The sequence below is a fragment of the Dictyobacter aurantiacus genome (assembly GCF_003967515.1).
In the GTDB taxonomy this organism is placed as follows: Bacteria; Chloroflexota; Ktedonobacteria; order Ktedonobacterales; family Ktedonobacteraceae; genus Dictyobacter; species Dictyobacter aurantiacus.
On the sequence record NZ_BIFQ01000001.1, the window covers coordinates 5,399,357 to 5,425,792 of the forward strand.

The 26,436-nt window shown below is 59.1% G+C and carries 21 protein-coding genes; 9 read left to right on the forward strand and 12 right to left on the reverse strand.

The window, feature by feature from the left end:
• Window positions 1–205 precede the first annotated feature (205 nt).
• Entirely contained in the window at window positions 206–1,201 is a 996-nt protein-coding gene (locus KTT_RS21715; RefSeq protein WP_218030960.1) for a LysR family transcriptional regulator, read from the reverse strand.
• 523 nt (window positions 1,202–1,724) lie between these two features.
• Here KTT_RS21715 and aceA point away from each other — a divergent pair.
• Window positions 1,725–2,999, forward strand: coding sequence for an isocitrate lyase (aceA, locus tag KTT_RS21720; protein ID WP_126598139.1), 1,275 nt, complete (start codon window positions 1,725–1,727; stop codon window positions 2,997–2,999).
• A 51-nt stretch (window positions 3,000–3,050) separates the two neighbouring features.
• Entirely contained in the window at window positions 3,051–4,688 is a 1,638-nt protein-coding gene (aceB, locus tag KTT_RS21725) for a malate synthase A (protein ID WP_126598141.1), read from the forward strand.
• A gap of 232 nt (window positions 4,689–4,920) precedes the next feature.
• Here aceB and KTT_RS21730 read toward each other — a convergent pair whose 3' ends face one another.
• Window positions 4,921–6,237, reverse strand: a complete 1,317-nt coding sequence (locus KTT_RS21730; protein ID WP_126598143.1) for an MFS transporter — start codon at window positions 6,235–6,237, stop codon at window positions 4,921–4,923.
• Window positions 6,234–7,403 (reverse strand): RNA polymerase sigma factor, encoded by a 1,170-nt coding sequence (locus tag KTT_RS21735; RefSeq protein WP_126598152.1) that lies wholly within the window; start codon window positions 7,401–7,403, stop codon window positions 6,234–6,236. The genes KTT_RS21730 and KTT_RS21735 overlap by 4 nt, the downstream gene beginning before the upstream one ends.
• A 265-nt stretch (window positions 7,404–7,668) precedes the next feature.
• On the opposite strand from KTT_RS21735, the gene KTT_RS21740 reads away from it, so the two are divergent.
• From KTT_RS21740 to KTT_RS21750, 3 genes are all read left to right on the forward strand, one after another.
• Window positions 7,669–9,363, forward strand: coding sequence for a general stress protein (locus tag KTT_RS21740; RefSeq protein WP_126598154.1), 1,695 nt, complete (start codon window positions 7,669–7,671; stop codon window positions 9,361–9,363).
• 744 nt (window positions 9,364–10,107) lie between these two features.
• On the forward strand, window positions 10,108–11,433 hold the full coding sequence (locus tag KTT_RS21745) for an MFS transporter (RefSeq protein ID WP_160146030.1): 1,326 nt from the start codon (window positions 10,108–10,110) through the stop codon (window positions 11,431–11,433).
• Between the two features lie 147 nt (window positions 11,434–11,580).
• Complete coding sequence (locus KTT_RS21750) at window positions 11,581–11,997, forward strand: YidH family protein (protein WP_126598158.1); 417 nt, start codon at window positions 11,581–11,583, stop codon at window positions 11,995–11,997.
• Window positions 11,998–12,174: 177 nt separating this feature from the next.
• On the opposite strand, the gene KTT_RS21755 is transcribed toward KTT_RS21750, so the two are convergent.
• A complete protein-coding gene (locus KTT_RS21755) occupies window positions 12,175–12,705 on the reverse strand; it encodes a transposase (RefSeq protein WP_126598160.1) in 531 nt (176 codons plus the stop codon).
• A gap of 224 nt (window positions 12,706–12,929) precedes the next feature.
• Here KTT_RS21755 and KTT_RS21760 point away from each other — a divergent pair, with 224 nt between their 5' ends.
• Entirely contained in the window at window positions 12,930–14,321 is a 1,392-nt protein-coding gene (locus tag KTT_RS21760) for a glycosyltransferase family 39 protein (RefSeq protein ID WP_126598162.1), read from the forward strand.
• Window positions 14,322–14,378: 57 nt separating this feature from the next.
• Here KTT_RS21760 and KTT_RS21765 read toward each other — a convergent pair whose 3' ends face one another.
• Together KTT_RS21765 and KTT_RS21770 are read right to left on the reverse strand one after the other, a co-directional pair.
• Window positions 14,379–14,606: a hypothetical protein gene (locus tag KTT_RS21765; RefSeq protein ID WP_126598164.1), complete on the reverse strand. Its 228-nt coding sequence runs from the start codon at window positions 14,604–14,606 to the stop codon at window positions 14,379–14,381.
• Entirely contained in the window at window positions 14,572–15,270 is a 699-nt protein-coding gene (locus KTT_RS21770) for a hypothetical protein (protein ID WP_126598166.1), read from the reverse strand. The genes KTT_RS21765 and KTT_RS21770 overlap by 35 nt, the downstream gene beginning before the upstream one ends.
• A 148-nt stretch (window positions 15,271–15,418) precedes the next feature.
• Between KTT_RS21770 and KTT_RS21775 the strand changes: the two genes are divergently transcribed.
• Entirely contained in the window at window positions 15,419–16,333 is a 915-nt protein-coding gene (locus KTT_RS21775) for an LLM class flavin-dependent oxidoreductase (RefSeq protein WP_235845797.1), read from the forward strand.
• Between the two features lie 85 nt (window positions 16,334–16,418).
• Here KTT_RS21775 and KTT_RS21780 read toward each other — a convergent pair whose 3' ends face one another.
• Both KTT_RS21780 and KTT_RS21785 read right to left on the reverse strand, forming a co-directional pair.
• On the reverse strand, window positions 16,419–17,132 hold the full coding sequence (locus KTT_RS21780) for a GrpB family protein (protein ID WP_126598168.1): 714 nt from the start codon (window positions 17,130–17,132) through the stop codon (window positions 16,419–16,421).
• Entirely contained in the window at window positions 17,045–17,842 is a 798-nt protein-coding gene (locus KTT_RS21785) for a GNAT family N-acetyltransferase (protein ID WP_126598170.1), read from the reverse strand. The genes KTT_RS21780 and KTT_RS21785 overlap by 88 nt, the downstream gene beginning before the upstream one ends.
• Window positions 17,843–18,881: 1,039 nt before the next feature.
• Between KTT_RS21785 and KTT_RS21790 the strand changes: the two genes are divergently transcribed.
• Complete coding sequence (locus KTT_RS21790; protein ID WP_160146031.1) at window positions 18,882–20,231, forward strand: erythromycin esterase family protein; 1,350 nt, start codon at window positions 18,882–18,884, stop codon at window positions 20,229–20,231.
• 66 nt (window positions 20,232–20,297) lie between these two features.
• Here the strand turns inward: KTT_RS21790 and KTT_RS21795 are convergent, their stop codons facing one another.
• From KTT_RS21795 to KTT_RS21810, 4 genes are all read right to left on the reverse strand, one after another.
• Window positions 20,298–20,852 (reverse strand): GNAT family N-acetyltransferase, encoded by a 555-nt coding sequence (locus KTT_RS21795; RefSeq protein ID WP_126598174.1) that lies wholly within the window; start codon window positions 20,850–20,852, stop codon window positions 20,298–20,300.
• A 286-nt stretch (window positions 20,853–21,138) separates the two neighbouring features.
• On the reverse strand, window positions 21,139–22,539 hold the full coding sequence (locus KTT_RS21800; protein WP_126598176.1) for an ABC transporter substrate-binding protein: 1,401 nt from the start codon (window positions 22,537–22,539) through the stop codon (window positions 21,139–21,141).
• A 66-nt stretch (window positions 22,540–22,605) separates the two neighbouring features.
• Window positions 22,606–23,910, reverse strand: a complete 1,305-nt coding sequence (locus KTT_RS21805; RefSeq protein ID WP_126598178.1) for a WD40 domain-containing protein — start codon at window positions 23,908–23,910, stop codon at window positions 22,606–22,608.
• Window positions 23,903–24,517, reverse strand: a complete 615-nt coding sequence (locus KTT_RS21810; protein WP_160146032.1) for an RNA polymerase sigma factor — start codon at window positions 24,515–24,517, stop codon at window positions 23,903–23,905. Before KTT_RS21810 ends, KTT_RS21805 begins: the two co-directional genes overlap by 8 nt.
• Window positions 24,518–24,886: 369 nt before the next feature.
• Between KTT_RS21810 and KTT_RS21815 the strand changes: the two genes are divergently transcribed.
• The gene (locus tag KTT_RS21815; protein ID WP_126598181.1) at window positions 24,887–25,828 is read left to right on the forward strand and encodes an LLM class flavin-dependent oxidoreductase; all 942 of its coding nucleotides are present in this window, start codon (window positions 24,887–24,889) and stop codon (window positions 25,826–25,828) included.
• Window positions 25,829–26,436 lie beyond the last annotated feature (608 nt).

Sequence of the window (26,436 nt, forward strand, 5' to 3'; positions counted from 1 at the left end):
TGCACAAGCCAACATGCCGTACGCCAACAGAGCGGCATGCACAAGGCCGGATTGCTGCTTTTCATACATTCCAGGTTTATAATAAGGCCGCAATCCTATGCCGCCTACGAGGATACATGATCGTATTCTGGCAAACGGTTTTTATCCCTTCGTATTTTCTTCAAGATCATGAGGGTTCCGCCGCCAGGCAGCCCCATTCCCGGCGTTACGAAATTAATGTTTGTGGGACCTCGCTGTTTTGGAGCAGGAAGTTTTTGAAGGCGCGGGCCGTGGCCGACAGATTTTTGTCTTTGAGGTGCACGAGGCGCCATTGCAGGGTGATGGGGAAGCCTTCGGCGTCGAGGATGACGAGGCGGTTCGTCTCCAGCTCGATGTCGATGGCGACGCGCGAGATGAGGGCGATGCCCAGGCCGGCGGCCACGCTCTGCTTGATGGCGCTGTTGTTCCCCATCTGCATGCTGACCAGCAGGGGGTAGCCGGCGTTCTGGAAAGCCTGCTCAAGGGCGTTGCGCGTGCCCGAGCCGATCTCGCGCAGCAGGAAGTGCTCGCGCGCCAGCTCGGAAAAGGGGATGCGCTTGCAGCCGGCCAGCCGGTGCGTGGGCGGCGCGATCAGCACCAGCTCGTTGGGGGCGAATGGCGCCACAAAGGCCGGAATCTCGGTTGGAATCTTGCCCATGATCACCATGTCCACCCGGTTCTGGCTCAGGTCATCCACGAGGTAGCCGCGATTGACCACCTCCAGCGTAATCTCGACGTTGGGATAGAGCTGGCGGAACTTGCCCAGCACGCGCGGCACCACGTACGTCCCCACGGTCGTGTCGGCTCCCACGCGCAGGTGGCCATAGTGAGGATTGCGCAGCGTATCCATGGTCTCGATCGTCTCATCGATCAAGGCAAAGATCTTCTCACTATAGCGGTAGAGCTCCTCTCCGGCGGGCGTCAGGTGGGTCTTGTGCCCGATCTTGTCGAAGAGCCGCACCCCCAGGGAATCTTCAAGCAGGCGTATCTGGGCCGAGACAGCTGGCTGGCTAAAATGTAGTTCGTCGGCGGCACGACTATAACTGCAATGTTTCGCCACCACCTGAAACGTCGCCAGACGGTGCAAGTTCAGTTGATGCATCGTCGCAACCTCCAGCATAAACTTGATAAGCATATTGTTATATAGCATATAAACGGTTTTCTCATCACTGTCAAGATCCATTGAGCTCTAATTCCCCCACCATGGACTCGTTTACGGGCCACTTTTTCTTCCTCATCATGCCGCTATGGCTGCTTGTAAACCTCCTTACATCGGCTTGCCACGGGCGCCCAGGTGCCATACGGCTGTGCTTATAGCAGCTTGACATAACGAAAAGGTTATCAAATTCCTCACGAATTTGAAAGCTTAAGTGTAGATTTCCGGTAAATCTTAATGGTATCCTTGCTTTAGGGAACAGTAAATAGCGGCTAAAGCCCTGGTGCTTTGCAAACTGCGTTTGATGGGTTATTCGCCCGCTACGCGGGCGATAGGGAGGGGGATGGGCGGGGACACCCCGCACCCCGGCAGGGAGGCCCCTGCACCCCGTAGGTTGAGGCCAATGGGAGAGGCCCCGAGCCCCCGTAGGTGCCGGGCTTGTCCCGGCTTGGGCTCGCCGCCCCTTGCATCTCCGCTTTCCCATCAATCGAAAATTGCAGAATCTATGGGTCTGGCTTTGCTATTGGCGAGAAAGAATAAGGAGAACAACATGAACGGTCATCAGGTAGACAATCTTTCGATGGAGTGGGAGAGCGATGAACGTTGGCAGGGTGTGAAGCGTCCGTATAGCGCGGAGGATGTGCTGCGGCTGCGCGGTTCACTTCACATCGAGTACACGCTGGCGCGCCGTGGCGCCGAGCGTCTATGGTCCTTATTGCAGTCCGAGCCGTACGTGGCGGCGCTGGGCGCGCTGACCGGCAACCAGGCGGTGCAGCAGGTCAAGGCGGGATTGAAGGCGATCTATCTCAGTGGCTGGCAGGTGGCGGCCGATGCCAACCAGGCGGGCCAGATGTATCCCGATCAGAGCCTGTATCCGGCCAATAGCGTGCCGATGGTGGTGCGCAAGATCAACCAGGCGCTGCAGCGGGCTGATCAGATCCAGCACAGCGAGGGTCACAGCGGCGAGATCGATTGGTTCGCGCCGATCGTGGCCGATGGCGAGGCCGGCTTTGGGGGTCCCTTGAATGTGTTTGAAATGACCAAGGCCATGATCGAGGCTGGCGCCGCTGGCGTGCACTTCGAGGACCAGCTGGCCTCCGAGAAGAAGTGCGGCCACATGGGTGGTAAGGTCCTGATCCCGACGCAGAGCGCCATCAAGCACCTGACCTCGGCGCGGCTGGCCGCCGATATCATGGGCGTTCCCACCATCTTGATTGCTCGTACCGATGCCAACGCGGCCAAACTGATCACGTCCGATGTCGATCCGGCCGATCAGCCATTTCTGACCGGGGAGCGCACGCCCGAGGGCTTCTATCGCATGCGCTCGGGACTTGAGACCGCCATTGCGCGCGGCCTGGCCTACGCGCCCTACTGTGACCTGATCTGGTGCGAGACCTCCGAGCCCAATCTGCAGGAGGCGTGGCGCTTCGCCGACGCCATTCACGAACGTTTCCCGGGCAAGCTGCTGGCCTACAACTGCTCCCCTTCCTTCAACTGGCGTCAGAAGCTGGACGAGGCCACCATTCGCACCTTCCAGCAGCAGCTGGGCGAGATGGGCTACAAGTTCCAGTTTATTACGCTGGCTGGCTTCCACGCCCTCAACTACAGCATGTTCAAGCTGGCGCGCGAGTATTCCGAGCAGGGCATGACCGCTTATTCCGAGCTGCAGCAGGCCGAGTTCGGTCTGGAGAGCCTGGGCTATACCGCCACCCGGCACCAGCGCGAGGTCGGCACCGGCTACTTCGACGAGGTGACGCAGGTCATCGCCGCCGGCCAGTCCTCGACCACGGCCATGGCGGAATCCACCGAGGCCGCGCAATTCTAACTACCTGACCACGCAGAGAGATTGATGAACTTCTGAAAGGATGCACAGGCTATGATCGATGAACAGGCAAGCGTACAAACTGCACGATGGGGTGTAACGGCGCCGGAGGTCCCGGTGACGATTCAGGGCACGATGACGGCGGCGTATGAGCAGATCCTTACGCCGGGTGCGCTGGACTTTATCGCGCTGCTCTCTTCGACCTTTGAACCTGAACGCCAGCGCCTGCTGCAGCGGCGCGCGCAGCGGCAGGCGGAACTGGACGCCGGCCAGCTCCCCGACTTCCTGCCTGAGACCGCGCACATTCGCAACCGCGAATGGATCATCGCGCCCGTCCCCAGTGAGCTGTGGGACCGGCGCGTCGAGATCACGGGTCCAGTTGAGCGCAAGATGATCATCAACGCGCTCAACTCGGGCGCGCAGGTCTTCATGGCGGATTTCGAGGACTCGCATGCGCCGACCTGGCACGGCACCATGCAGGGGCAGATCAATCTCTTTGACGCGGTGCGCCGCACCATCAGCTATGATGATCCCGCTACGGGCAAGCACTACAGCCTGAACGAGGAGCCGGCGGTCCTCTTCGTGCGGCCGCGCGGCTGGCACCTGGAGGAGAAGCACGTGCTGATCGGCGCTCAGCCGATCTCGGCCAGCCTGTTTGACTTCGGCCTCTACTTCTACCACAACGCCCGCCATCTGCTGACCAACGGTAGCGGTCCCTACTTTTACCTGCCCAAACTGGAGAGCCATCTGGAGGCGCGGCTGTGGAACGACGTCTTCTGCCTCGCCCAGCAGTACCTGGGCATCCCGCAGGGCACCATCAAGGCTACCGTACTGATCGAGACCATCCTGGCCGCCTTCGAGATGGATGAGATCCTTTACGAGCTGCGCGAGCACTCGGCCGGGCTCAACTGTGGTCGCTGGGACTACATCTTCAGCGCCATCAAGAAGTTTCGCCACGTGCCCGACTTTATCCTGCCGGATCGCGCCTGCGTGACGATGCGCACCCCCTTCATGCGCGCCTACTCGCTGCTGACAATCAAGACCTGCCACCACCGCCACGCCCACGCCATCGGCGGCATGGCGGCTCAGATCCCCAATAAGCGCGACGCGCAGGCCAACGCCGAGGCTATGGCCCGTGTCCAGGCCGACAAGCGGCGCGAGGCCGTCGACGGACACGACGGCACCTGGGTGGCCCATCCCGGCCTGGTTGAGCTCGCCCGCAAAGAGTTCGATGCCATCATGGGCGGCCCCCACCAGATCGAACGCAAGCGTGAGGACGTGTATGTCACTGCCGTCAACCTGCTGCAGATTCCTGATGGCAGGATTACCGAGCGAGGGCTGCGCACCAACATCAGCGTCAGCCTGCAGTACCTGGAAGCCTGGCTACGCGGCAACGGCTGCGTCCCCATCAACGGCCTGATGGAGGATGCCGCCACCGTCGAGATCTCGCGCGCCCAGCTCTGGCAGTGGGTCCACCATCCCGACGGCGTGCTCAACGACGGCCGCAAGGTTACCCGAGGCATGTTCCGCCAACTGCTGGCCGAAGAGACGCAGGCGCTGCGCGAGACGATGGGCACCAACCAGTATGCTATCCGCCGCCTCGTCACCGCCGGCACCATCCTCGACAACCTCGTCACCGCCACCGAGTTCACTGACTTCCTGACCACCGCCGCCTACCGCTACCTCGATTGACATATATTCGAGGGAGGGAGGGAAAATATCCCCTCCCTCCAACGTGAACCGCCGCTACGATACCGTTTCCCCGGCCTTTCGCGAGGGGAACGTTGCGCACACGAACCCAAAAGCAAACGTTCTTTCTGGGGCACCACGTGGGGCGAGATGTTTTCCTGGGAAGCCGAACAGGCCGGGGACGTGGCCCGCCGTCGCTGGCGCTCGCGGGCCTGTCGACCGTTGAAGGTCGACCCTACATGGGGTTTCCACGTTGGGGGGACGTTTCGTGTGTTTCGGGTGGTTTATCGATGGCTTTGAGAGCGGGATTGACCAATAATGATATGGTGCAGGCGAGGTAGATGATGCCAAAGGCAATGATGGCCGGGATGACGCCGGTCCATTGGACGAAGAAGCCGGCGATCAGGCCACCGAGCGGCATGCCGCAGCTGACGCCAGCGGATAGAGCTCCAAAGACGCGGGCGCGCATCTCGACCGGCACCAACTCCTGTTCGACGCTGGAGAAGATGGGATTGACCGGTCCGATCAGCAGGCCTGCGACGATGTAGGCCGCGATCAGCAGCGGTAGTGGCAAGGCCAGGGCCAGTGGCAGGAAGCGCAGCACGGTCGAGAGCGTGAAGCTGAGTCCCAGCGTGCGGCGGCGCGGCAGGCGGTGGCCGATCCAGGCAAAGAGCATGGTACCCAGGAAGGCGGCCCCACCGAAGGCCGCGACGAGCTCGCCCAGGGCCAGCGGGTTGCCGAAGATCTGCCTGACGTAGACCGGTTGGATGACGCCAGATATCCCCTGATCCAGCAAGTTGGTAATCATAACGACAATAACGATAGTGAGCATAACTGGCGTGCGGCGGACAAAGATTAGCCCCTCCTTGAGCTCCTCGATGTAGCTTTCCCTGCCCCCCTTCTTCTCGTCGGCCTTGCGTACCGGCGGCGTGTGTGGAACCGCCCAGGCCAGCAGGATGGCCGAGAAGAAGAAGGTGGCGCCATCGACCCACAGCAGATTGGCGGTGCCGATGGCGATGATCAGCACGCCAGCCAGCGGCGCGCCGAAGAAGCCGGCCACGCGGCGCACTCCGTCGTAGAGCGAGTTGGCGCGCTCAGCTGGCATCCGCGACAGCGTGATCAGATCGGGCAGCAGCGCGTAGCGAGCCTGGCTGCCGGGCGTCTGCAGCAGGCCAGCCAGGAAGACCAGCGCCTGCAGTTCCCAGAACGACAGGCCGATGGTCATATAGCATAGAGGAATCAGGACGACCGCGATGCCGCTGGCGATGTCGGCGCAGACGCTGGTACGCTTGTAGCCCAGGCGATCGATCAGCAGGCTGCCGAAGAAGGACGAAATCACCACGGACAGCATCGACGAGAAGGCGGTGATGCCCGCCTGCGCGGCGCTCCCCGTCGTCTGCAGGACCAGCCAGGGGATGGCCAGCATCATCAGCACGTCTCCGATGTAGGAGCAGACGTTGGCGATAAAGAGCGCCACGATCGGCAGCCGCCTCTTCTCCACAACCGCAGCGGGCAACTGAATCGGTTCCGTCTCTGACTGATTGACGTTCATACCTGGCCTCCGATCCGCAGGGTCTGGAAGTTTTCCAATGAGGTCACGACATCGACGCGTGCGGCGCTGGTGACGCTCTCATAGCTGGACACCATGGCGCGTCCCCCCTGTGCCTCGATAAAGCGCGAGGGCAGCGTGCGAATGCGTGGATGCTGGCGGCGGAACTGATTGAGTGCTGGCAGTGAGAGCGCCAGATGTTCCAGTGAGCTATAGCTGCGCGACTGACAGTGCCCACAGAAGAGGTTGATGACAGGAGTAGCACGCTGGCGCATCCAGCTTGCCGCCGTGTCGGGTAGACCAAAGTTGAGCGCCACCGGGTGTCCACACTCGCAGCAGGGAACCGAGCCGGTATTCAGCGCCGTGCGATAGTAGTAGTTGGCCCAATTGTTCATGCGTGTTACGGCCGGCTTATATCCTTTAATCCCTCTGATCTGCCTAAATCCACTATTGGTTGAGATGAAGTCCCCTCTCTCGGGACAGCAGCCGGGACACTTTAAGTGCAGCTCCAATTGGTCAGGCTTTAATTTCCCCAGCAGGCGATGTTGCCCACAGAGGTAGCACCAGAGCGAGGTCTGTTCCCAGCTATCGTCCTCGACTGGCGTGTAGTCCTCGGACTCCAGCTGCAGCTGGCTGGCCAGCACCTTGCGCAGCGCCAGACGGCCGCGCTGCAGGCGCATTGAGACCGCGTTGACGTTCATGCCCATCAACGTGGCGATCTCCGACAGGGACGACTCGCGCACATAGCGCTCCAGCAGCGTCATGCGGGTCTCTGTGGGCAGCAGGTCCAGCGCCCGGTCCAGCAGTTCCGCCAGCTCCTGGCGTTCCATCTCGATCTCAACATCCATCTCGTCGGCCAGCGTCTCGGCCAGCGAAGCCATGCCATCCTCGTGCCGCAGCGGCAGCTCCAACGATTGAGCCGTGTCACGCGCCTGCCGGCTCACCCAGCGCAGGCATACATTGCGCGCGATCCCGTTCAGCCAGGGCGCGAACTTCTCTGGCTCGCGCAGATCATCCAGGTGCCGCCACGCCACCAGCAGCGCCTCCTGCACCATATCCTCGGCCACCAGCGTGCTCCCCGTGATCCGCGTGCACAGGCGCAGCAGTCGTGGCCGTTCCGTCGCCAGCATCGTCTCTACATTCTGTAGTATATCTTCAAACTTCTCCATCAGCCATCGTCTCCTGATCAGCTAGTGTAGCATATGTATTTACTCCTATATCACCAAAAAGGCGCGTAATTACACGCAAAAAATTGACCAGTTTCTATCACCTGGAGATTGACACATCCTGGATTGATTATAGTGCATCTAATTTATGGTTAAGCTCGTGAGTAGAGTAGAGATAATAAATGACAGTGACGTTAAATGATGACGTCAAAGGCCGAAAATTGAGGAAATTTATCTAATAGGGATTCATCGAAGGAGCAGCAGCACTATGTCAGTAACACCATCTCCTACGGTAGTAGGCGTCTTCCGGGACCGATCGGTGGTTGAGCAGGTGATCGAGGCCCTGTACCAGGCTGGCTTTGCACAGGACCAGATCCGCTATTCGGTTCCTGATAACACTTCCGGCGGTTTTCTGAATGATCTCAAACACCTGTTTACCGGTCCCAACGCGTCCGGCTCGGGCGACCTGGCCAACGATCTGACCGGGATGGGCTTAACGAGCGAGCAGGCGCGCTACTATGCCAACGAATACGATAACGGCAATATCGTCATGGCCGTTCAGGCCCTCGATAATGAGCAGCAGGCCATGAACATCTTTCATCAATTTGGCGCTTATGGTATCCACAACACCCTGCGAGAAGCGGAGGGCATGAACGAAGATGCCGGCTACGCGCAGCCTCAGACCGATTTCAACAATCCTTCGGCGGCCTACGCGCAGCAGTCAACCGATTATCAGCATCAGATGTCTCCCTACACGCAGCATCCTGAAGACTACGCGCAGCAGCCGGCATCCTCGACCTGGGGAAACAACGCCGAGCACGGCCAGCCGCTGAATGAGGAGACCAATCCGCGCCAGGAGGCTGTCACAAACGACCAGACAGCGGTGCATGAGTACGCCAACGACAACAACTATACCTATAATGACAACGCGGCATATAACAATGATAATACGGCATATAACGACAGCAATGCCGAGTATAACGAGAACAATGCTGACTATACTGAACAGAATAGCACCGTAGCCCCCGCGGGCGCGGCCGATCAGCGGGATCTGCCGGACAACATCCAGCCGGAGAGCGTCGTTGATCACCAGCAGAACCTGCCGGAGGATACTACTCCCATTCGCGAGCCGTCCGTCAGTGATGAGCACCTGAACGCGCCCGACCACCAGGACCAGGCCGCGCAGGACTACCGGTCCCCCGAGACCGAGGACGACCCTACCGCTGATCGCCAGGACTATAACAGCGCCGACAATCAGGGGGATATCACCGATGAGACGACACAGCCAGTCGGCAGCGATGATCGGGCCGGAGCATACCGCGCGCCCGCGACGGACTCGGATACGCAGAATGCCACCTCGGCTCCGGTGATCGATGGCGCGAACCGCGAGTACCCGACGACCGTTACATATGACGAGACGCCCGGCACACCAGCCGCTGACAACGCTCCCCTGGACGCGCAGCCCGCCAACGCGGTAGACAATAGTACCGATAACACAACCTCGACGGCGCAGCACACGGACACATTCGAAAACGCCGCCTATCAGAGTCCCGCGACGCACAACGGCGAGGTCGCTACCCTGTCCACCAATTACAACACCGAGCCAGATCTCAGCGCCGACCAGGGGCAGATCGACGAGGCTGATCACCAGCAGTATCAGACAGCCGCGTCCACGACGGAAAATGCTCCCCTTGATCAGCAGCAGGCGCCGCAGGATGCCACCGCTGGAACCACGGCCACCGATTTTGCCGCTCAGCGCGAAGAGAGGCTGCGCCAGCTGCAGCAGCGCCTTGAGAGCGCCAAGCAGCGTCTGCAGGATTCCCAGACCCAGCTGCAGGCCGCCAAAGAGCACGAGTCCCAGCTGCAGAGCATGAAGCAGCAGCTCGACGCCATCGAGGCCGAACTGGAAAAAAACGAAGCTGAGCTACGCGAAACCCACGCACGCATCGAACAATATTATTAACCTCCGCTGCCCATATGTTCGGACCTCGCGTCCGATTACTCCTCGCCTCGCGATGATGTTTGGGGGGCGAGGAGTAATCGGACGCGAGGTTCGGACTTATGATGGGCGTATTCGTGCGTGGAGGGGTAATCGGACGCGAGGTCCGGACTTATGATGGGCGTATTCGTGCGTGGAGGGGTAATCGGACGCGAGGTCCGGACTTATGATGGGCGTATTCGTGCGTGGAGGGGTAATCGGACGCGAGGTCCGAACCTATGTGGAGGGGGTGGGTGTGGAGGGGTGGTGGGGCACGAAAATGCCGTGACGTTACATGTGTTGATGTATTGACATTATGCCAATACCTGTGTTAATGTGCACGTATTAACCATATGTTTATATGAGACGATAAGGACAGATATTTTGTCGAAATATACATTATTGATGCAGCAGACGACCATTGTCGTCGGCGTCATCGCCCATCCTCCCGGCGCGGCCGCTCCCACAGCGCGCTAGCGAAGGCCGGATCATCATCTCCACGCAATCATTCGTGAGGACACCATCACTTTTATGGTGCCTTGCTTGTTTGCGACCTCTTAAGCCGGGGCAAGCCCGGCACCTACACCCTTCGTTGCTTCAAAGCGGCCTCTTAAGCCGGGGCAAGCCCGGTTGAGGATGCTCCCAGCATCCTCGCCTACACCCTTCGTTGCGCGCGTTCTGCTTGCTGTGAATATGATCTACACTATTGCGCATATGAAGGAAATAGCTATGCTTTATCGCTATCAAAAGTTGCGGGCGCTCTATGGACGCCGCCTGCGCTTGATCAATCGCAACTACACGTTTTTATGGTTGGGGCAGAGCGTCTCGCTGATCGGAGATACCATCTTTGATACCGTGCTGGTGCTGTGGGTCGCCGATCTGCTGCGTCGCGGCAGCCAGGCTCCGCTGGCCGTGAGCGGGATCGGACTGGCCGTGGCGTTGCCGTCGTTGCTGCTGAGCCCGTTCGCCGGCGTGCTGGTGGATCGCTGGCCGAAGCGGCACACGATGCTGGTGATGGACGCTCTGCGTGCCCTGCTCGTTTGCTCTCTGCTGCTGCTCTCCGGTGTGCTGCCCATGCCGTTCAGCCTGCCGTTACCCATCAAACTGACGGTCCTGTATGTGATCGTTGGGGGCGCCAGCTGTTGTAGCCAGTTCTTTAATCCATCCAGCATGGCCCTGCTCGGCTTGATTGTGCCGGAGGAGCAGCGCACGCGGGCCTCGGCTCTCAGCATGGGGACCGGCATGTTCGCCTGGACGCTCGGCCCCGCCATCGCCAGTGTGCTCTACGCCAGCTTCGGCATCGGTTGGGCCATCGTCTTTGACGTGGTCTCGTTCGGCTGGTCCTGGTGCATGATCAGACAGATCCAGCCGCCCGCGCCACCGCCGCAAGGGATGGTGGAAAGGCGGCCGCGCCACTTCTTCAGGGAGCTATGGGACGGTCTCGGCTTTATCCATGCTAGCGCCCTGCTCTTGCCGCTGCTGCTGGCCGATGGCGGCTTCTTCTTCGGCCTGGGCATCGTCAACACACTCTGCCTGTTCCTGGTCACCGGCAACCTGCACGTCCCCGCCAGCCTCTACGGACCCTTCTGCGCCATCCCGGCTGCCGGAGGTATCCTGGGTACCTGGCTGGTCGGTTGCTATGGCTCGAAGGTTGGCGAGACCAGAATCTACGCCTGCGCGGCCGTAGTCTCGGGCGCGGCTATCTTGTTCATCGGCTGGCAGAGCAATCCGCTGCTGGCCCTGCTCGGCTTCTTCATCGCCAACGTCTCCAACATGCACGCCGCCGTCGTCACTGGCCCCCTGATTCTCAAGGCCACACCCGAGAAGCTGGTCGGGCGCATCTACGCCGCCCGGGGCACGTTCATAACCGTCTGCTCGCTGCTGGCCACCTTCCTCAGCGGCTACCTGAGCAGCACGCTGCTCAGGTCGCTGCGCCTGGATGTGGGTGGTGGTGCATCTTTGAACGCCATTAACGCACTATATATATGTGCCGGTATCATTATTATGTTCGCCGGCATCTATGCCTGGTGGACCCTGGTGCAGCATAAAGAATAGCGTCAAGAACGCGTCCTTGCAAAAGGAAACGTAGGCGCCGGGCTCGCCCCGGCTTTGTCGCGCAGCGATCCCGTGCCCGGCTCTCGTTTCTTGAAAGCCGGACCGGCCGGGCACGGGGTCGTATGCATAAATGAGAAATGGAAAATTATGGTAGAGGAGCCAGACGATCAAAAGGAGAGCGCCGCCCGCGCGGGCCGGCGCACCAGCACACAGGTTACCAACCACCTGGCCAACGAGCGCACCTTCCTGGCCTGGATTCGCACGGGGCTGGCTACCATCACCATCGGCTTTGTCGTGGCCCGCTTCGGCCTTTTCCTGCGCGAGCTTGGCCTCAAAAGCCAGCCCGTTTCTCCACTCTCCCTGCACTACTCGGCGCTCTTCGGCGTCTCCCTCACGGTGCTGGGCATCCTCACGATCATCGCCGCCCTGCGCAACTTCCTGCGCGTGCGCCGCGACATCGACTGCAATGAATTTCATCCCATGGCCGGCTCCGCCGTCGCCCTCACCGTTATCGCCAGCGTCATCGGCGTCCTCCTCGCCATCTACCTCTTCCTCACCTCCTGACGGCCGCCGGCGCGGCGCCCCCGCCTCCATATGTTCGGACCTCGCGTCCGATTTTCCCACCTCCGCGCATGATCCCGCTCCCGGAACACCGCCGTCGTCCGATTTGGGTCGGCCGACGATGATGTTTCGAGGGGCGTTTTCGATGGGGGAGGTAAAAATCGGATGCGAGGTCCGAACCTATGGGGTTGGGGGGCGTTGGTTGGGGTTGGGTTTTTTCGGGCGTTTTTTTTGTTTTGCCTTGTGTTTGGTGGAGTTGTTGAGGATGTACGCGGTCTGGTTGTTGAAATCGATTTCGTCGTTGATGACGTGGTCATAGGCGCGATATTGCCATATTTTGCCGGGGAGGTTGGCCCCGCTTTCGTCCAGGTAGTGGAGCCAGGCGTTGGCGACCAGGCCTTTATACGCTTTGATTATCTGGCGCGCACTCGTTTCGTGTTCATATCCGTCTTGTAGGATCAACATACAATGGAGATGATCATGCATGACTACAATTGTTCCTGGCGTGACACCGACGTAGCGTTGGGCGAGTTTAGCCCATTCTTCGTACAGAATCGTGCGTAGTTTGGGATGATGGAACAGGTTTTTTTCGCGTTCCAGCGCGCAAATCGTTATCGCGTACGCTCCGGGCTCGTAATATTTATGTGCTGGCAGGCCGATCTTCTTGAGCGGCTTAAATGGTTTCTGGCGCGACTGCTCGGGATTGCTCATGTATTTCCTCCATCATTCTATGGCTTTGTCTGACTTCCTATGTATATAGATACCGCTCCTGTTTGAGGAAACGGAAAATTTTAGCTGTTCAATTCTGCCGAACAAGAATGTTTTAAATTCCTCGACCCATCTGCTTGTACAAATCCTGCTGATGCCTTATCATGTATTGCTGAAATTGATTGTGTTTCTGGAATTTCCCGCATGGGTTGAAACGGAAATGAGCGATGCGTATATTTCAGCATAGAGCGCTGGAAGCAGGAGCTGTGGAAGGGGGCTGGTGGTGGAGCCGGGCCAGAACGGCGACCTGGATCGGGGGTGGAATAGTCCTGCTGGTGGCGGCGTTGACGGTGGGACTCTACTATTTCTATCATCCCTACGTGGAGCTGACGGCCGATACGCCGGGCTATCTGGAATTCGCGCGCCAGCTGCGCGAGACCGGCAATCCGATCAACGTCTTTCGCCTGCCGACCTATCCCCTCTTTATCTTGCTGGTGACAGCGGTCGCCGGCCCCGCGAACCTGCTGGCTGTTAGTATAGTGCAGGGGATTCTCTATATACTGGCGGTGCTGGAGCTCTATCTGCTGACCTATCTGATCTTCCAGCGCACGTGGCTGGCCCTGGTCATGGGTCTGCTGCTGGCCAGCAATGTAATCCTGATTTCGTATAGTAAAACGTTGATGACCGAGGGGCTCTCGCTGTGGCTGCTGCTGACGATCAGTCTGCTGGTGGTGCGGATCCTGCTGCGTGGTGAATGGCGGCTGTTGAAGTGGCTGACGCTGTGCCTGGGACTGCTCTTCTTTACGCGACCGGAGTGGGCCGCTTTTCCCGTCCTGCTCTACGCTTATCTGCTGTGGATGCGCTGCGGACGCGAACGGTTGCGTCTCCTGCTGCCGCGACTCGCGCGGCCGCTGGTGGTGCTCTATGTGTTGCTGGGCGGCTACGTGCTCGGCAATCTGCTCATCAACCACTATCCGGGGCTGACCTATGTCGAGAACATGAACCTGATTGGCAAGGTGATGCAGTACCAGATGCAGAACGAGGCGCCGCCGCAATATGAGTCGCTGCGCCGCGTTATCGATGACAACGTGCGGCACGCCCACCTGACACCCTACCAGCTGGTGGCGCGGCATCCCGAGTTGGGACGCGACAACGGCCGGCAGATGGGTGAGTTCGCCCGCGCCATCATCCTGCGCCATCCCCTTGAGTTTGGTCTCAAGACCGTGCCCATGCTCTTCGCCTCGCTAAACAGCTACTACCCAGTCAGCACCCTGCCGGCGCCTCCCGGCGGTGTTCAGCACGGCTGGAGCGCGCAGGTCGTCAACGCGCTGCTCGCCTTCCATCGCCTGCTCTACGCCTGCAACATCCTCTTCCCCTGGTGCGCCCTGCTCTGGCTGATCCTGCTCCGCTGGCCGCGTACGCGCCGTCTCCCCCTCGTGCAGGCCATGGGACTGCCCTCGCTGACCGTCCTCTTCGCCTGGACGCTAACCACGCTGGGCGGCTACTTCCTGAGCGACCTGATGCGCGTCCACACCGTCTTTGATCCGCTGATCATCCTCATCGTCTGGGGCACCATCCTCGCTGCCCCCACACTGCTGTCCTCCCGCAGGTCCTTTTGAGGAATGTCGTGCATATAGGATTTGATGTTTCACAGGGGACTTTGTCGATACTTCAATTTAGTCGCGATCTTTCCCTAAATAGCCGTACTTGCTTGATTTGGGGCCGCGAGGCGTGTATTTGCCCGATGGATTTTCGAAGTCGAAATCTTCTTTATCCAGGGGATGATCGAAATGGTCCTCATCAGCTTCTTCTGCCCAGCCATCGATTTCGGGATCAAAAATGCCCTCACGCGGCGTGTCCTTTGGGCTGTCAGGAAACTTTTTTGTGCGCTTGTTCTTGCTCATCGCGGGCTCCTTCCAATAGCGTAAATAACTGCTCACTATCTTGCCATGACGCAATGCTGAGGCCAGTGTACCAAGGACAATGGATGCCGATAAGGATGATGTGCTGGCGGAATAGTGCCTGATCTGCCGCCGGTAGCAGATCTACTAGAGGCACCAGCCGTGCTGCGGAATCGTCAATGAGGACGATCTGCTCACCCGTACCACGCGCCCGCTGAAGCAGATGTGTTAATTTGCCCTGGCCGCCATCGCAGTAGGCGACCTGATCAGGGTTGGGATAGCGGTATTTGGCGAGCCAGTAGGTGGTCAGTTCAGCCACTCTCGCTTGTTTCTCGGGATTAGAGAAATAGCGGGCGGTAGCATAGTGCATGCCTCCATACTGGTGTGCCAGCCGTGTCAGTGTCTGCGTTGCACCTTTGAAGTTGAGACAGTTGCGCAGCACATGAGGGTGGAAGTCGAGCGCTTCGTATTTCCACCAGAACTCATCATCGCCCATTTTCTCACGTATTTTCACCACGGCGGGATGGGCCAGGAAATCATCAGAAGAGAGGGAACGTGCCGTGTCCACCGCCATCTCAATGCCCAGTAATCGCACACAGACCTCATGGAACACAGCATAATTCTGGCCGCATAATGTGTAGTCAATGTCGCAATAAAATTTTGTCATTGCTTCCTCCCTTCTTACATTATAATGATCTCCTCTACCGTTCATTCATGACTCAAACAGTAAGTAGCTTGACAAATCGGAGCATCGTTCCATATACTATTAATCGGATCACAGTTCCGATTAATAGTATATGGAGGAATGGCAATTGATGAATGAAGCAGATATGGCGATGAGAGATGTGAACATGAGGGCGCGCACCACCGGGCCGCGTTTCGGGATTATGACGGCCCCATCACAGGTTGGCTATGGCGACATTCTGCGCGTATGGCGCGAGGCGGACACGATCCCGCAGATCGAGCATGCGTGGCTCTACGATCACCTGATGCCGATCTTTGGCGATCCGAAGGGGCCGACCTTTGAAGGCTGGACGCTGCTCTCAGCCCTGGCCGCGCAGACCGAACGGCTGCGTCTCGGACTGCTCGTGACCAGCAACCGTTTCCGGCCGCCCGCCATGCTGGCGAAGATCGCCGCCACCGTCGATATCGTTTCCGGTGGGCGGCTCGAATTTGGCATCGGCGCCGGCTCACGACCGGGCCATCCGCTGGCCCGGCGTGAGTACGAGGCACACGGTCTGCCTTTCTACGACTCCGCCCACGCGGTCGGCAGCCTCGCCGAAGCATGCACGATCATCCGGCGGCTGTGGACCGAGACCGAGCCGTTCGACTTCGACGGTAGCTACCACCGTCTTCACGGAGCGTTTTGTAGTCCCAAACCAGTGCAGCGCCCTCATCCGCCGATAATGATAGGTGGAAGTTCGACCGCTACGCTGCGCGTGGTCGCCGAGCACGCCGACCGGTGGAACTTCCCCGGTGGAGACATCGATGATGCCGTTCGTCGAAGTGCGCTGCTGGATCGTTTCTGTGCCGAGATCGGTCGCGATCCCGCCACGATCACCCGCTCTCTCGTCCTGCCGGTCTCCTACGGCTATCCCGGCGCCACCCGCGACGCGATTGCCGCATCCATTGACGCCGGCTTCCCGTACATCATCCTCAGCTTACCCACCCCATACCCCGAAAACGTCGCACGCTGGGTCGCCGACGAGATCATCAACAGGTATGCCTGAATTGTGATAAATGGATGAGCGTATCAGGGTGCCGCGATGGGCGCCACGAAGGTGAGGAAATAAGGAAAGTGGAGGAGATAGCGGTCTATTGTGGGCTCTCCTCCATGCGCCATCCGGTCGTCTGCGCCCACTCCTCGGCAGCCTCGATGACGATGTCGCACAGCGGATCTTTGACGTCGTAGTAGAACTCGACGTCATCGGGATCGCGCCGTGCCATGGCTAGCTTGATCTGCGCGTAGGCCGCGCTGGCGACCGGGTGGACGCACAGGTAGTCGCGGAAGAGGATCGGGTAGCGCTGGTTGGGCCGTCCCAGGGCGCGCACGTGCAGGTGCATGCGCCGCTGCTGCGCTGGTGGCCGAAAGTAGCGCTTCTCCCAGTCCGACGCCGGACCCTGGTAGAGCGGCGGCAGGTGGTCGCTGGTCACCTCGGCTGCTATCGTATAGCCATGCGCCCCCAGCGCCTCCACCAGTTGCGGCGTACACGCGAAATCCCTCACCGTCACCTGCACATCGATGATATCCTTGGCCGCCAGGCCCGGCACCGACGTCGATCCAATGTGATCGATGCGCAGCGCGAGGTCTCCCAGCGCCTCGCGCAGTGTCCGCGCCAGCGCCGCAAACTCCGCCGGCCACCTCGCATCATACTCCACAATCTCGATCATAGATGAATCCTCCTCATAAGTTCGGACCTCGCGTCCGATTACTCCGTATATCAGAACTGGATGTTCACTATCCTGTGTTCGCTGACGAATCCGGCCTTCTCGATGGCTCTCTTTGAGGCCGCATTGGTGGCTTCGCATGAGCAGATCGGCCGCCAGCCCGAGGCGTAGCAGTGCTGCTTGAGCCGCAGCAGCATCGAGCTGCCGAGGCCGCGACCGCGATAGGCCTGAGCCACGACCATGCCCAGGTCGGCGTAAGGCGGCTGCTCCTGACTAGGGATACACTCTCCGGTCGCCACCAGCGTCTGGTGGTCGAACAGCAGGAACAGCTCCTCGCTTCTGAGCCGTTCCTGCAGGAAGCCCTCGATCCAGGCACCTGGCCCGCTGGTATTCTCCTTGTAGAAGAGCACCAGCGCGTCCAGTTCGTCCGACGTGGCTTTTCTGAAGTGGTGCGGATCGTGGTCCGCTGGCGGCTCGATCCGCTGCTGGTCGCGGAACAGATAGCTGTGCGGCGTGATGTTTATGTGCAGATCCAGGCACAGCGAGAAGTACAGCGGCTCGATCGTGCTGGCTATAGCCCGCTGGATGCCCTGCCTGGAGACGAGCCAGATCAGGATCTCCTCTCCTCGCTCCAGGTAGGGTTCCAGCAGCTGCACGCGCAGCAGTGTCCCCTCGGCGTCCAGGCAGAAAGCGCCCAGCACCTGTTTCCCATCGTGTATCTCCCAGAACGCGGCCTGCGCGATAACCGCCTTCTCCCACATCCCGTCCGCCGGCGCTACCAGCGTACGCAGATACTCGTCTCTTAATTTTCGTATCGTCTCGGACTGCTCAAGTTGTCTACATTTTAACATTGCTTATACAAACGCCTTTCCATACTAACCATCATTTATAACCCATTTTATACCATTCACGCACCTGCCCCACTTGAAAAATATATAGCTTTATGTTATAAATATAATAGCATATAGCTATATAAACTCTCTGGAAGGTTTGGAGTGTGGCTTACTCTCGTTACTATGGGGCAGATGGGCGCCCCCGCACGCGCGTCCACTGCGTGGACGCGCTGGTTTGGTGTGTTTGGTGCACGCGGGGCGCATTAGCGCCCCGCGTGCACCAAACACAATGGATGTGTGAGAGAGTAGCTGATGCTCATGATCACCGCCTGCAGCGCGCCTGAGCTTTGGCACCATAGGTGCCCATAAATTCATGGTGTGTTGGTGCAACAGGGGCGCGCAAGCGCCCCTGTTGCACCAAACACAATGGATGTGTGAGAGAGTGTCTGATGCTCATGATCATCGCCTGCAGCGCGCCTGAGCTTTGGTACCATAGGTGCCCATAAATTCATGGTGTGTTGGTGCAACAGGGGCGCGCAAGCGCCCCTGTTGCACCAAACACAATGGATGTGTGAGAGAGTGTCTGATGCTCATGATCATCGCCTGCAGCGTGCTTGAGCTTTGGCACCATAGGTGCCCATAAATTCATGGTGTGTTGGTGCAACAGGGGCGCGCAAGCGCCCCTGTTGCACCAACACACCAAACCAGTGCGGCCGCGTAGCGGACGCGCGTGCGGGGGCGCGCACGTCCCCCTGGGTGACAAGCATCAGACACATTCTGAGAACGTGTCTGATGCTCATGATCATCGCCTGCAGCACGCCTGAGCTTTCGCACCTCCGGGGCTCACAAGTCCATGGTGTGTTGGTGCATCCGGTGCGCATCCGCGCACCGGATGCACCAACACACAAAAACAATGCGGCCGCGTAGCGGACGCGCGTGCGGGGGCGCTCACGTGCCCTCAAAGTGGTGGGAATAAGACACATTCTGAGCACCGCGGGGGCGAAACCTTATGCAGGCGATGAACATGGACGTAAGTAATATTTTTAAAGGTATATGTATGAAGACATACGATGTCGTGTGTAGCTTAGGAGGAGCGATGACCACCTATAAATTCCAATTATGCTCTCTTCTTATGATCTTGCTTTGTCTGAGCGCTGTGATGGCCGGCTGCGCGCAGGGGCCCGCGCCTGATAATCAGACGCAGGACCCGGTGCAGGCCTGGATGCGGCAGAACGCGATCCCTCTGCGGAGCGTTGATCCCGCCAGTCCCCAGGACGATCTCGCGCCCCTGCAGAAGGCCATCGGCAACGCCACGATCGTTGGCCTGGGTGAGCAGACGCATGGCACGCATGAGCTCTATCAGCTCAAGGCGCGCCTGACCGAGTTCCTGATCAGCAACATGAATTTTCGTATCTTCGTGATGGAAAATAGCTGGGGCAAGTCCCAGCTCATCGATGCCTATATTAACGGCGGCCCCGGCCAGCTCTCAGATATCGTGAAGAACGACCTCAGTCCCGCCTGGCAGACGCAGGAATATCAGAGCATGCTGACATGGATGCGGGCGTACAACGCCGATCCCGCCCATACAACGAAGATCCACTTTCGCGGCATGGATTGCCAGGCGAGTCGCAACGAGCTGACCGCGATCACCGATTTCCTGCAAAAAGTTGATCCAGCCAATGTCGCCCATGTGAGAGATCTGTACCTGAGCCTGGATCAGAAGATCGCCGACCAGCCCCAACAGGTCTACAATCTGCTCAAAGCGCACCAGCAGAGTTATGAGCAGCGCTCCTCGCCCCAGGAGTTCGCGCTGGCGCTGCAGAACGCGCGCGTCGTTGTGCAGGCCGTGACTTGCCTTGACGCTAGACGCAACAACGCCGCTTATCTCCAGCGTGATGCCTTCATGGCCGAGAACGCCTCCTGGCTCTACGACCACGCCGGTGAGAGCCAGCCTAAAATGATTGTCTGGGCACATGACATGCATATCGCCAATAACACGAGCTATAATCTGCGCGGCGAGCTCACCGGGACCAACAATCTGGGTGCCCTGCTGCGGGCGCGCTATCACCAGAACTACCTGGCCCTTGGCACAGACGTGTATCGTGGCAGCTATACCACCTACACTAGTTCCTCGATCAATTCCTATAAGCCTGTACAGACCTCCCTCGAAGCGCCACAGGCCGGTACCTACACGGCTGTATTCGGAAGTGTCGATAAGCCTCTGTATGCCCTGGACCTGCGCCGCACGCCTGCCGGACCAGTCAGCAACTGGTTCAACAGCGCGCACGTCATGAACTATTATGGCGTTAGTGGGGAAGATTTATCCACGCCGGGATCGGTCAAGCACTGGTTCGACATCATCGTCTTTCTGCGTGATACCACGCCATCACACTCGCTTTTGAAATAAAGCGCACGAGTATCGTGGGTTCGGCGAGATCGTGCGTGGAGGGGAAATCGGCCGCATGGGCCGAATTTACGATGGGGTAGAGATGACCGGAAGCTGAAAGAGGTCCACGTTGGCGCGGGCGCGCTCGCTGTGCTCGAACAGGACCATGCCGCTGATGCGTCCACGCTCGATCACGAAGTCGCTGAGCTCATGAAAGCCGGCCTTGCCGATGCCGCGAGCGGATGCATCGTTGCCGGGGACGTATCCGATCCAGAAGCGATCGATCTCTGGATTCTGCCGGATGATGGCCTGCAGCAAGCGCGGATAGATGCCGCGTCCGCGCCAATGCGGCAGCGTCTTGAAATCATAGAGATAGGCGTTGCGCGGCGGGAGCTCGAATCTGAATTGAAGATCACTGATGCTGCCCGCCAGCGTGGTCAGCCAGCCATAAGCCACCGGTGTATCACCCATCAAAGCCAGGTAGGGGCGATCCCCTGTCCCGCGACGTATGTCCACTACCAGTAGAGGTTGATTGCTCAGGCGCGCGATCAACTGCATGTCGTTGGCAGGGCCAGCGGAAAACGTCGGCAGAGGCGCGAGCTCGGGCAGAGGATCGCCGCGCCACCAGGTTGCGAAAGTCATAGTGACAAAATCTCCTGTTCATACATCATGGGTGTGTTTTCTTTTTTTGCCGGGCCAATTGCACTCAATTTAATTGCGCACAATTAAATCACTTGCGATCTATACGCCCCAAAAAAGAATATACCACATCCCCCTTCTTTTTGGAGCAAGGTTGATTGCGTTCAACTTAGTTGTGTGCAATTAAATTGAACGCGATCTATGGCCTCCAAAAAAGAAGAGACCGGCCCTCGGTGGTTGGTGAAAAGCCGGGGCAAGCCCGGGTGGAGGATGCCCCCGGCATCCTCGCCTACGACGATGATGATGGGTCGGTTATCAGGGCGATGGCCTCGATTTTCCGCAGGATGGCATCGAGCTGGTCGGGCGTGCCGATATAGCTGATCACGCCTTTCCAGAAGGCATCCTCCAGCTCCTGCGGCATCAGGTCGTCGGCGCTGACACGCAATGTGCTGGCCTGCATGATCTGCTGAGCGCCGTCCCAGGCGATCTCATCGGGGTAGACGCTCTTCTCGACCGCCGAGTTCACCGAGGTGGCACCCCCGCGCCTGACCCAGATGCTCTGCGCCTCTACCGTGGTCAGAAATTCCATGAGCTGGCGCGTGCCCTCATTATCTTTGAAGGCCGCCATCAGGTCGGCCCCCGCGATGACACAATTTTTGTAGCGCGGATTGATTTCGGGGAAGGGGAAGAAGCTGTAGTCCTGTCCGCTCTGGATGCCCTTGAACTGGTGCTTGATAAAGCCGGCCGTAAAATCGCCCAGGTAGTACATGTAGGCTTGAGGCGGCTTCACGAATGGCAGGTAGGAGGCATCCTGGAAATTGGTGGAGAGGATGAGCGCCGCGCCACCATTGACATAATGTTTGCCCAGGGCGACGCGTCCGAAGATCTCAAAGGCGTCCTTGATGCTGGGGTGGGTCCAGGGGATCTTATGCGTGACCCACTGGTCGTAGAGGTCGGGTCCGTACTTGTTGATATAGATCTCGGCGATCCAATCGGCCCCTGGCCAGCCGCTGGTGGCCCCGCTCTCTATGCCAAGCGACCAGGGATATTTGCCCTTGCGGGCCAGTCTGTCGGAGAGCGCGATCATCTCTTCCCAGGTGTGGGGCACGCTGGCTCCTATCTCATGAAAGGCGCGGGGACTATACCAGATGGTGTCCTTGGCGTTGGCCTTGGGCAGGACCGCGTAGAGCTTGCCATCGTAGGAGGAGAAGTCGATCCAGGCCTGGGCGTAGTTCTTGCGATACTGTTTCATGTCGAAGAAGGTATCCAGGCGGACCAGCCTGTTCTGCGCCGCCAGCTGGCGGAAATGGTTGATGCTGGGAATGCCGCTGATGTCGGGTGGATTGTTGCCGCGCAGGCGCGTGGAGAGCACCGCCAGCAGGTCGCGCGTCGTCTCCAGGTTGACCTTGATGCCGGTCTTGCGAGTAAAGGCGCTGGTGATCAGCTTGAATGATTCCTGCTCTTCGCCGCTCCACTCGTTGAGGACGTTGATCGACTGCACTTTGGCGGGCGCCGCTCCCGGCGGCTCAGGCTCTTGTTCGCAGCTGGCGAGCAGCGTGGAGGCGGCATCGACGCTTAGCCCGACCGCCATAGCTTGATAGAGGAACTGGCGCCGTGGCATAGGCATCGTCATGGCATCCGCAACGAGTTGATCCAGCTGGCGCCGCTGGCGACGATCAAAGACGAGCATAAACAATCCTCCCGGAGTGTCCGGTGCTGCGCGCTGTCTGTTTCACTGATCCCTATTGATTCTACGTTAAAGTCCGGTGGACCAGATCTGCGCGGTCCGATCCCAGCTGCCCGAAGCGATCTGCTTGCCATCGGGAGACCAGGCCAGTGTATCGACCAGGTCGCTATGTCCCTCATAGATGAACGCTGTCGCGCCGCTTTTTGCGTCCCAGATTTGTACGGTGTGGTCCCAGCTGCCCGATGCCACATACTTGCCATTGGGGGACCAGGCCAGGGCGTCGACGTCCTGGGTATGCCCACGATAGACCAGCAGCAGCTTCTCGATGCGCGTGCTATACACCTGGATCTGGCTGTTGCGGCCGCCGAAGGCGATCTCTTTGCCATCGGGGGACCAGGCCAGGGCATCGACGGGATCGCTGATGGTGTAGGTATAGATCAGCCTGGTGATGCCGCTGCTGGCGTTCCAGATCATGACCTTGCTGTCTCGTCCGCCCGAAGCAATTTCCGTGCCATCGGGCGACCAGGCGACCGCGTCAACGAATTCCTGGTGCTCGGTATAGATCCTGCTCACGTGCCCGGTGAAGGCCTGCCAGACCTGCACGCTGTGGTCCCAGCTGCCGGAGGCGATGAACTGCCCGTTCGGGGACCAGGCCAGGCTGCTGACCTCGGAGCTATGGCCGCTATAGACCTGGATGGTACGGCCGGTGGAGACCTGCCAGACGCGAACGGTGTGGTCCCAGCTGCCGGAGGCGATGAACTGCCCATTGGGAGACCAGGCCAGGGCGTCGACCGGTTCGCTGTGGTCTTTGTAGGTGGTGACTACCGCGCCGGTGTGCGCGTCCCAGATCATCACGCTATGGTTCCAGCTGCCCGTTGCTACAAACTGTCCATCGGGTGACCAGGCGATGGCGCTCACATAATCATTCTGCAGGCGAAACGTCAGCTGAGCCGTCCCCGAGGTATGGTCGCCTGTCAGTACATTGAGCAGTCCCAGCACAAGTACAGCCACCAGGCTGATCATCAGCGTGGTGCTCAGCACTATATGGTGACGGCGGCTCACTACCGTGTGTTTGCGACCGTGGCGCAGCCGCGATCCCGTAGTGGCTGGCGGTGGTGGCGGTGAGGGCTCCTCCCGTTCCTCTTCCCGCTCCCGCGCTTCTCGCTGCACCAGCAAGCGCGGAAAGGTCTTCATCGTCGCCCGGGGCAGCGCGTTCAGCGCCTCATCCATCAGACGATAGTTATCCAACCGCGTCCGGCAATCCTGGCACCCGGTCAGGTGCTTATCCAACGCGTCCTGATCGGCCGGAGAGAGATCGCAACGCCGCAACGCCAGTTTCTCCTCCCAGATCGAGCATGGTGGCTGACTATGCATCGATTCTTCTCCCCTTCAACTGTAACTGCATATATATGGTTTGTAGAGATTTTCTGCCGCGACTCACGTATTTACTCACACAGCTTTCTTTAATATCGAGCTGCTCCGCGATTTCCGCGGGAGTGCAACCTTCAACACAATAAAGAATCAAGCAAATGCGATATTTATAGGGAATCAGAGCCAGAGCTTCCCTCAGCAGTTCCGCGTTTTCATAGTTGTTCTCGGGTCCCTCAACTTGCAGGGAGGAATAATCATCGGAGCAGCGATCAAAGGCAACGGTAGGCAACAGATGCTGGTGCTTCTGATAGTCATATGCCAGGTTTGTGGCGATGCGATAGAGCCAGTGTTTGAAGGCACCGGGGCTGCGCAGCTGGGATAGGGAGGACCACGCTTTATAAAATGTCTCCTGCGTGAGCTCACTGCCCGAACCGTCGTTCCCCACCATGTTATTTAAATAGGTATTTATAGCATTGCTATAATGTCGATAAAGCACATTAAACGCTTGCTCGTCCCCCTGTTGAGCGCGCGTCACCAGCCTCTCCATGTCGAATCTCTGACCACCATCTTCATTGTCGGCGCTGGATGCTCGTTTGGTCCATTGTGCCATCACTTCACTCCTTGTATCTGACCCCATTGTCTGGCGCGTATCTGCCGCTTCACCCTGCAGCTGGCAACGATGCGGGGCGCATAGCGGCGTGCATTCCTGTCACATAGTTCTTGTATCCTTATATTCGCATTTATTTATAAAGACATCACAATACTCTAAAATCCGACAATCTCTCACCCTGTTTTTGTGGATAAAGAGAAAGCCGGGGCGCTCCACTATTAGCCGTTTTCCATCGTGTTGTATGCTTGATAGAGAGCAATGCCATTCAAGTAGATAAGTAATGCTGCTCATTAGTTTTTTGTATAGATGTATGTGTATGCAACATGCTGTTGAGCATGAGGTATACAGGTACTATGGCGCTGGCCTCAGATGTCAGTGCCGGGTACGAAAGGATGTATAATGGCTCGTATCGAGTTCGGTTGGATGCCTCCGGTAGGGGGAGATAATCAAGCGCGGCCGGAGTTTATGGCCAATCTGCGGCGCGGCCTGGCCACGATTGCCGGTCACTTCGATTCCGTCTGGTTTCCCGACCATCTGCAGTTTGAGGATCACCCCTTTCTGGAGGGCTGGACGACGCTCACCTATCTGGCGGCGCTGGAGCCGCGCCTGAAGGTCGGCCATATCGTGCTCTGCCAGCTCTTCCGCAATCCGGCCCTGCTGGCCAAGATGGCGGCAACCCTGCAGTATGTGAGTGAGGGCAACTTTGTGATGGGTATCGGCGCGGGCTGGCAGGAAGAGGAGTGCAAGGCCTATAACATCCCCTATCCGGGCCCGGGCCAGCGCGTGGAGGAACTGGACGAGGCGCTGCAGATCATGAAGGCGCTCTGGCGCGAGGACCACGTGACCTTTGAGGGCAAGTATCACCGTGTCACCAACGCCTTCTGCCAGCCCAAACCCGAGCCGATCCCGCCGATCATGGTCGCCGCCTTTCAGCCCAGGATGCTGCGTGTGGTGGCGCGCCACGCCGACTGGTGGAATATCGGCTTCAGCGACCTGGAGAAGACGCGTGACCTGGTCAACAAGCTCGATGAAGCCTGCCGGGCTGTCGGCCGAGATCCCAAAACCATTCGCCGCACCGCCATGATTGGCTGCTACTGCGCGCCCAACGAGCGCAAGCTCAAAGAGCTCACCGACAAACACCGTGGACCCTTCGGCCTCGGTCTCGTCGGCACGCCCGCGCAGGTCATCGAGCAATTCAAGCCCATTATCGACCTGGGCTTCGACTATTTCATGGTTAGCGGCGGCGGCTTCCCCGATACCACCACCCTCGAAATGCTCGCCCACGAAGTCCTGCCCGCCCTCAACTCCTGAAGCGAGCAAAGCGATAGGTGCAGGAGGGCCTCGCCGAACCTCCTGTTGGGGGCGTGGAGCAAGCATGCTAGGAGCATGAGCAATTCCGCCACCATTTCCCATCCCCCTCGCGCCGCCCGCATGGACTTTTACGAATTCCGACGGTGCAAAGCGGGAGGTGCAGGAGGGCTTGTCGCCCTCCTGCCGGGGCGTGGGGATGTCCCCTACCATTTCCCATCCCCCCCTCCCGCCGCTTGCAGCGAACAAAGCGGGAGGTGCAGGAGGGCTTGTCGCCCTCCTGCCGGGGCGTGGGGGTGTCCCCTACCACTTCCCATCCCCCCTCCCGCCGCTTGCAGCGAACAAAGCAGGAGGTGGAGGAGGGCTTGTCGCCCTCCTGCCGGGGGTCTAAGGGAGTCCCCCAGCACAGCCCATCCCCTTTCCACCGCTTGCAGCGAACAAAGCGGGAGGTGCAGGAGGGCCGGCGAGGCCCTCCTGCCGGGGGTCTGGGGGTGTCCCCCAGCACTTCTCTTCCCCCTCGCGCCGCCCGCAGGGCGGCACCCTCAAATATAATGGATGTATAATGAGGTATGGAACGATTTTGCTATAGTGACTGCTGTATAAGGAGAGAA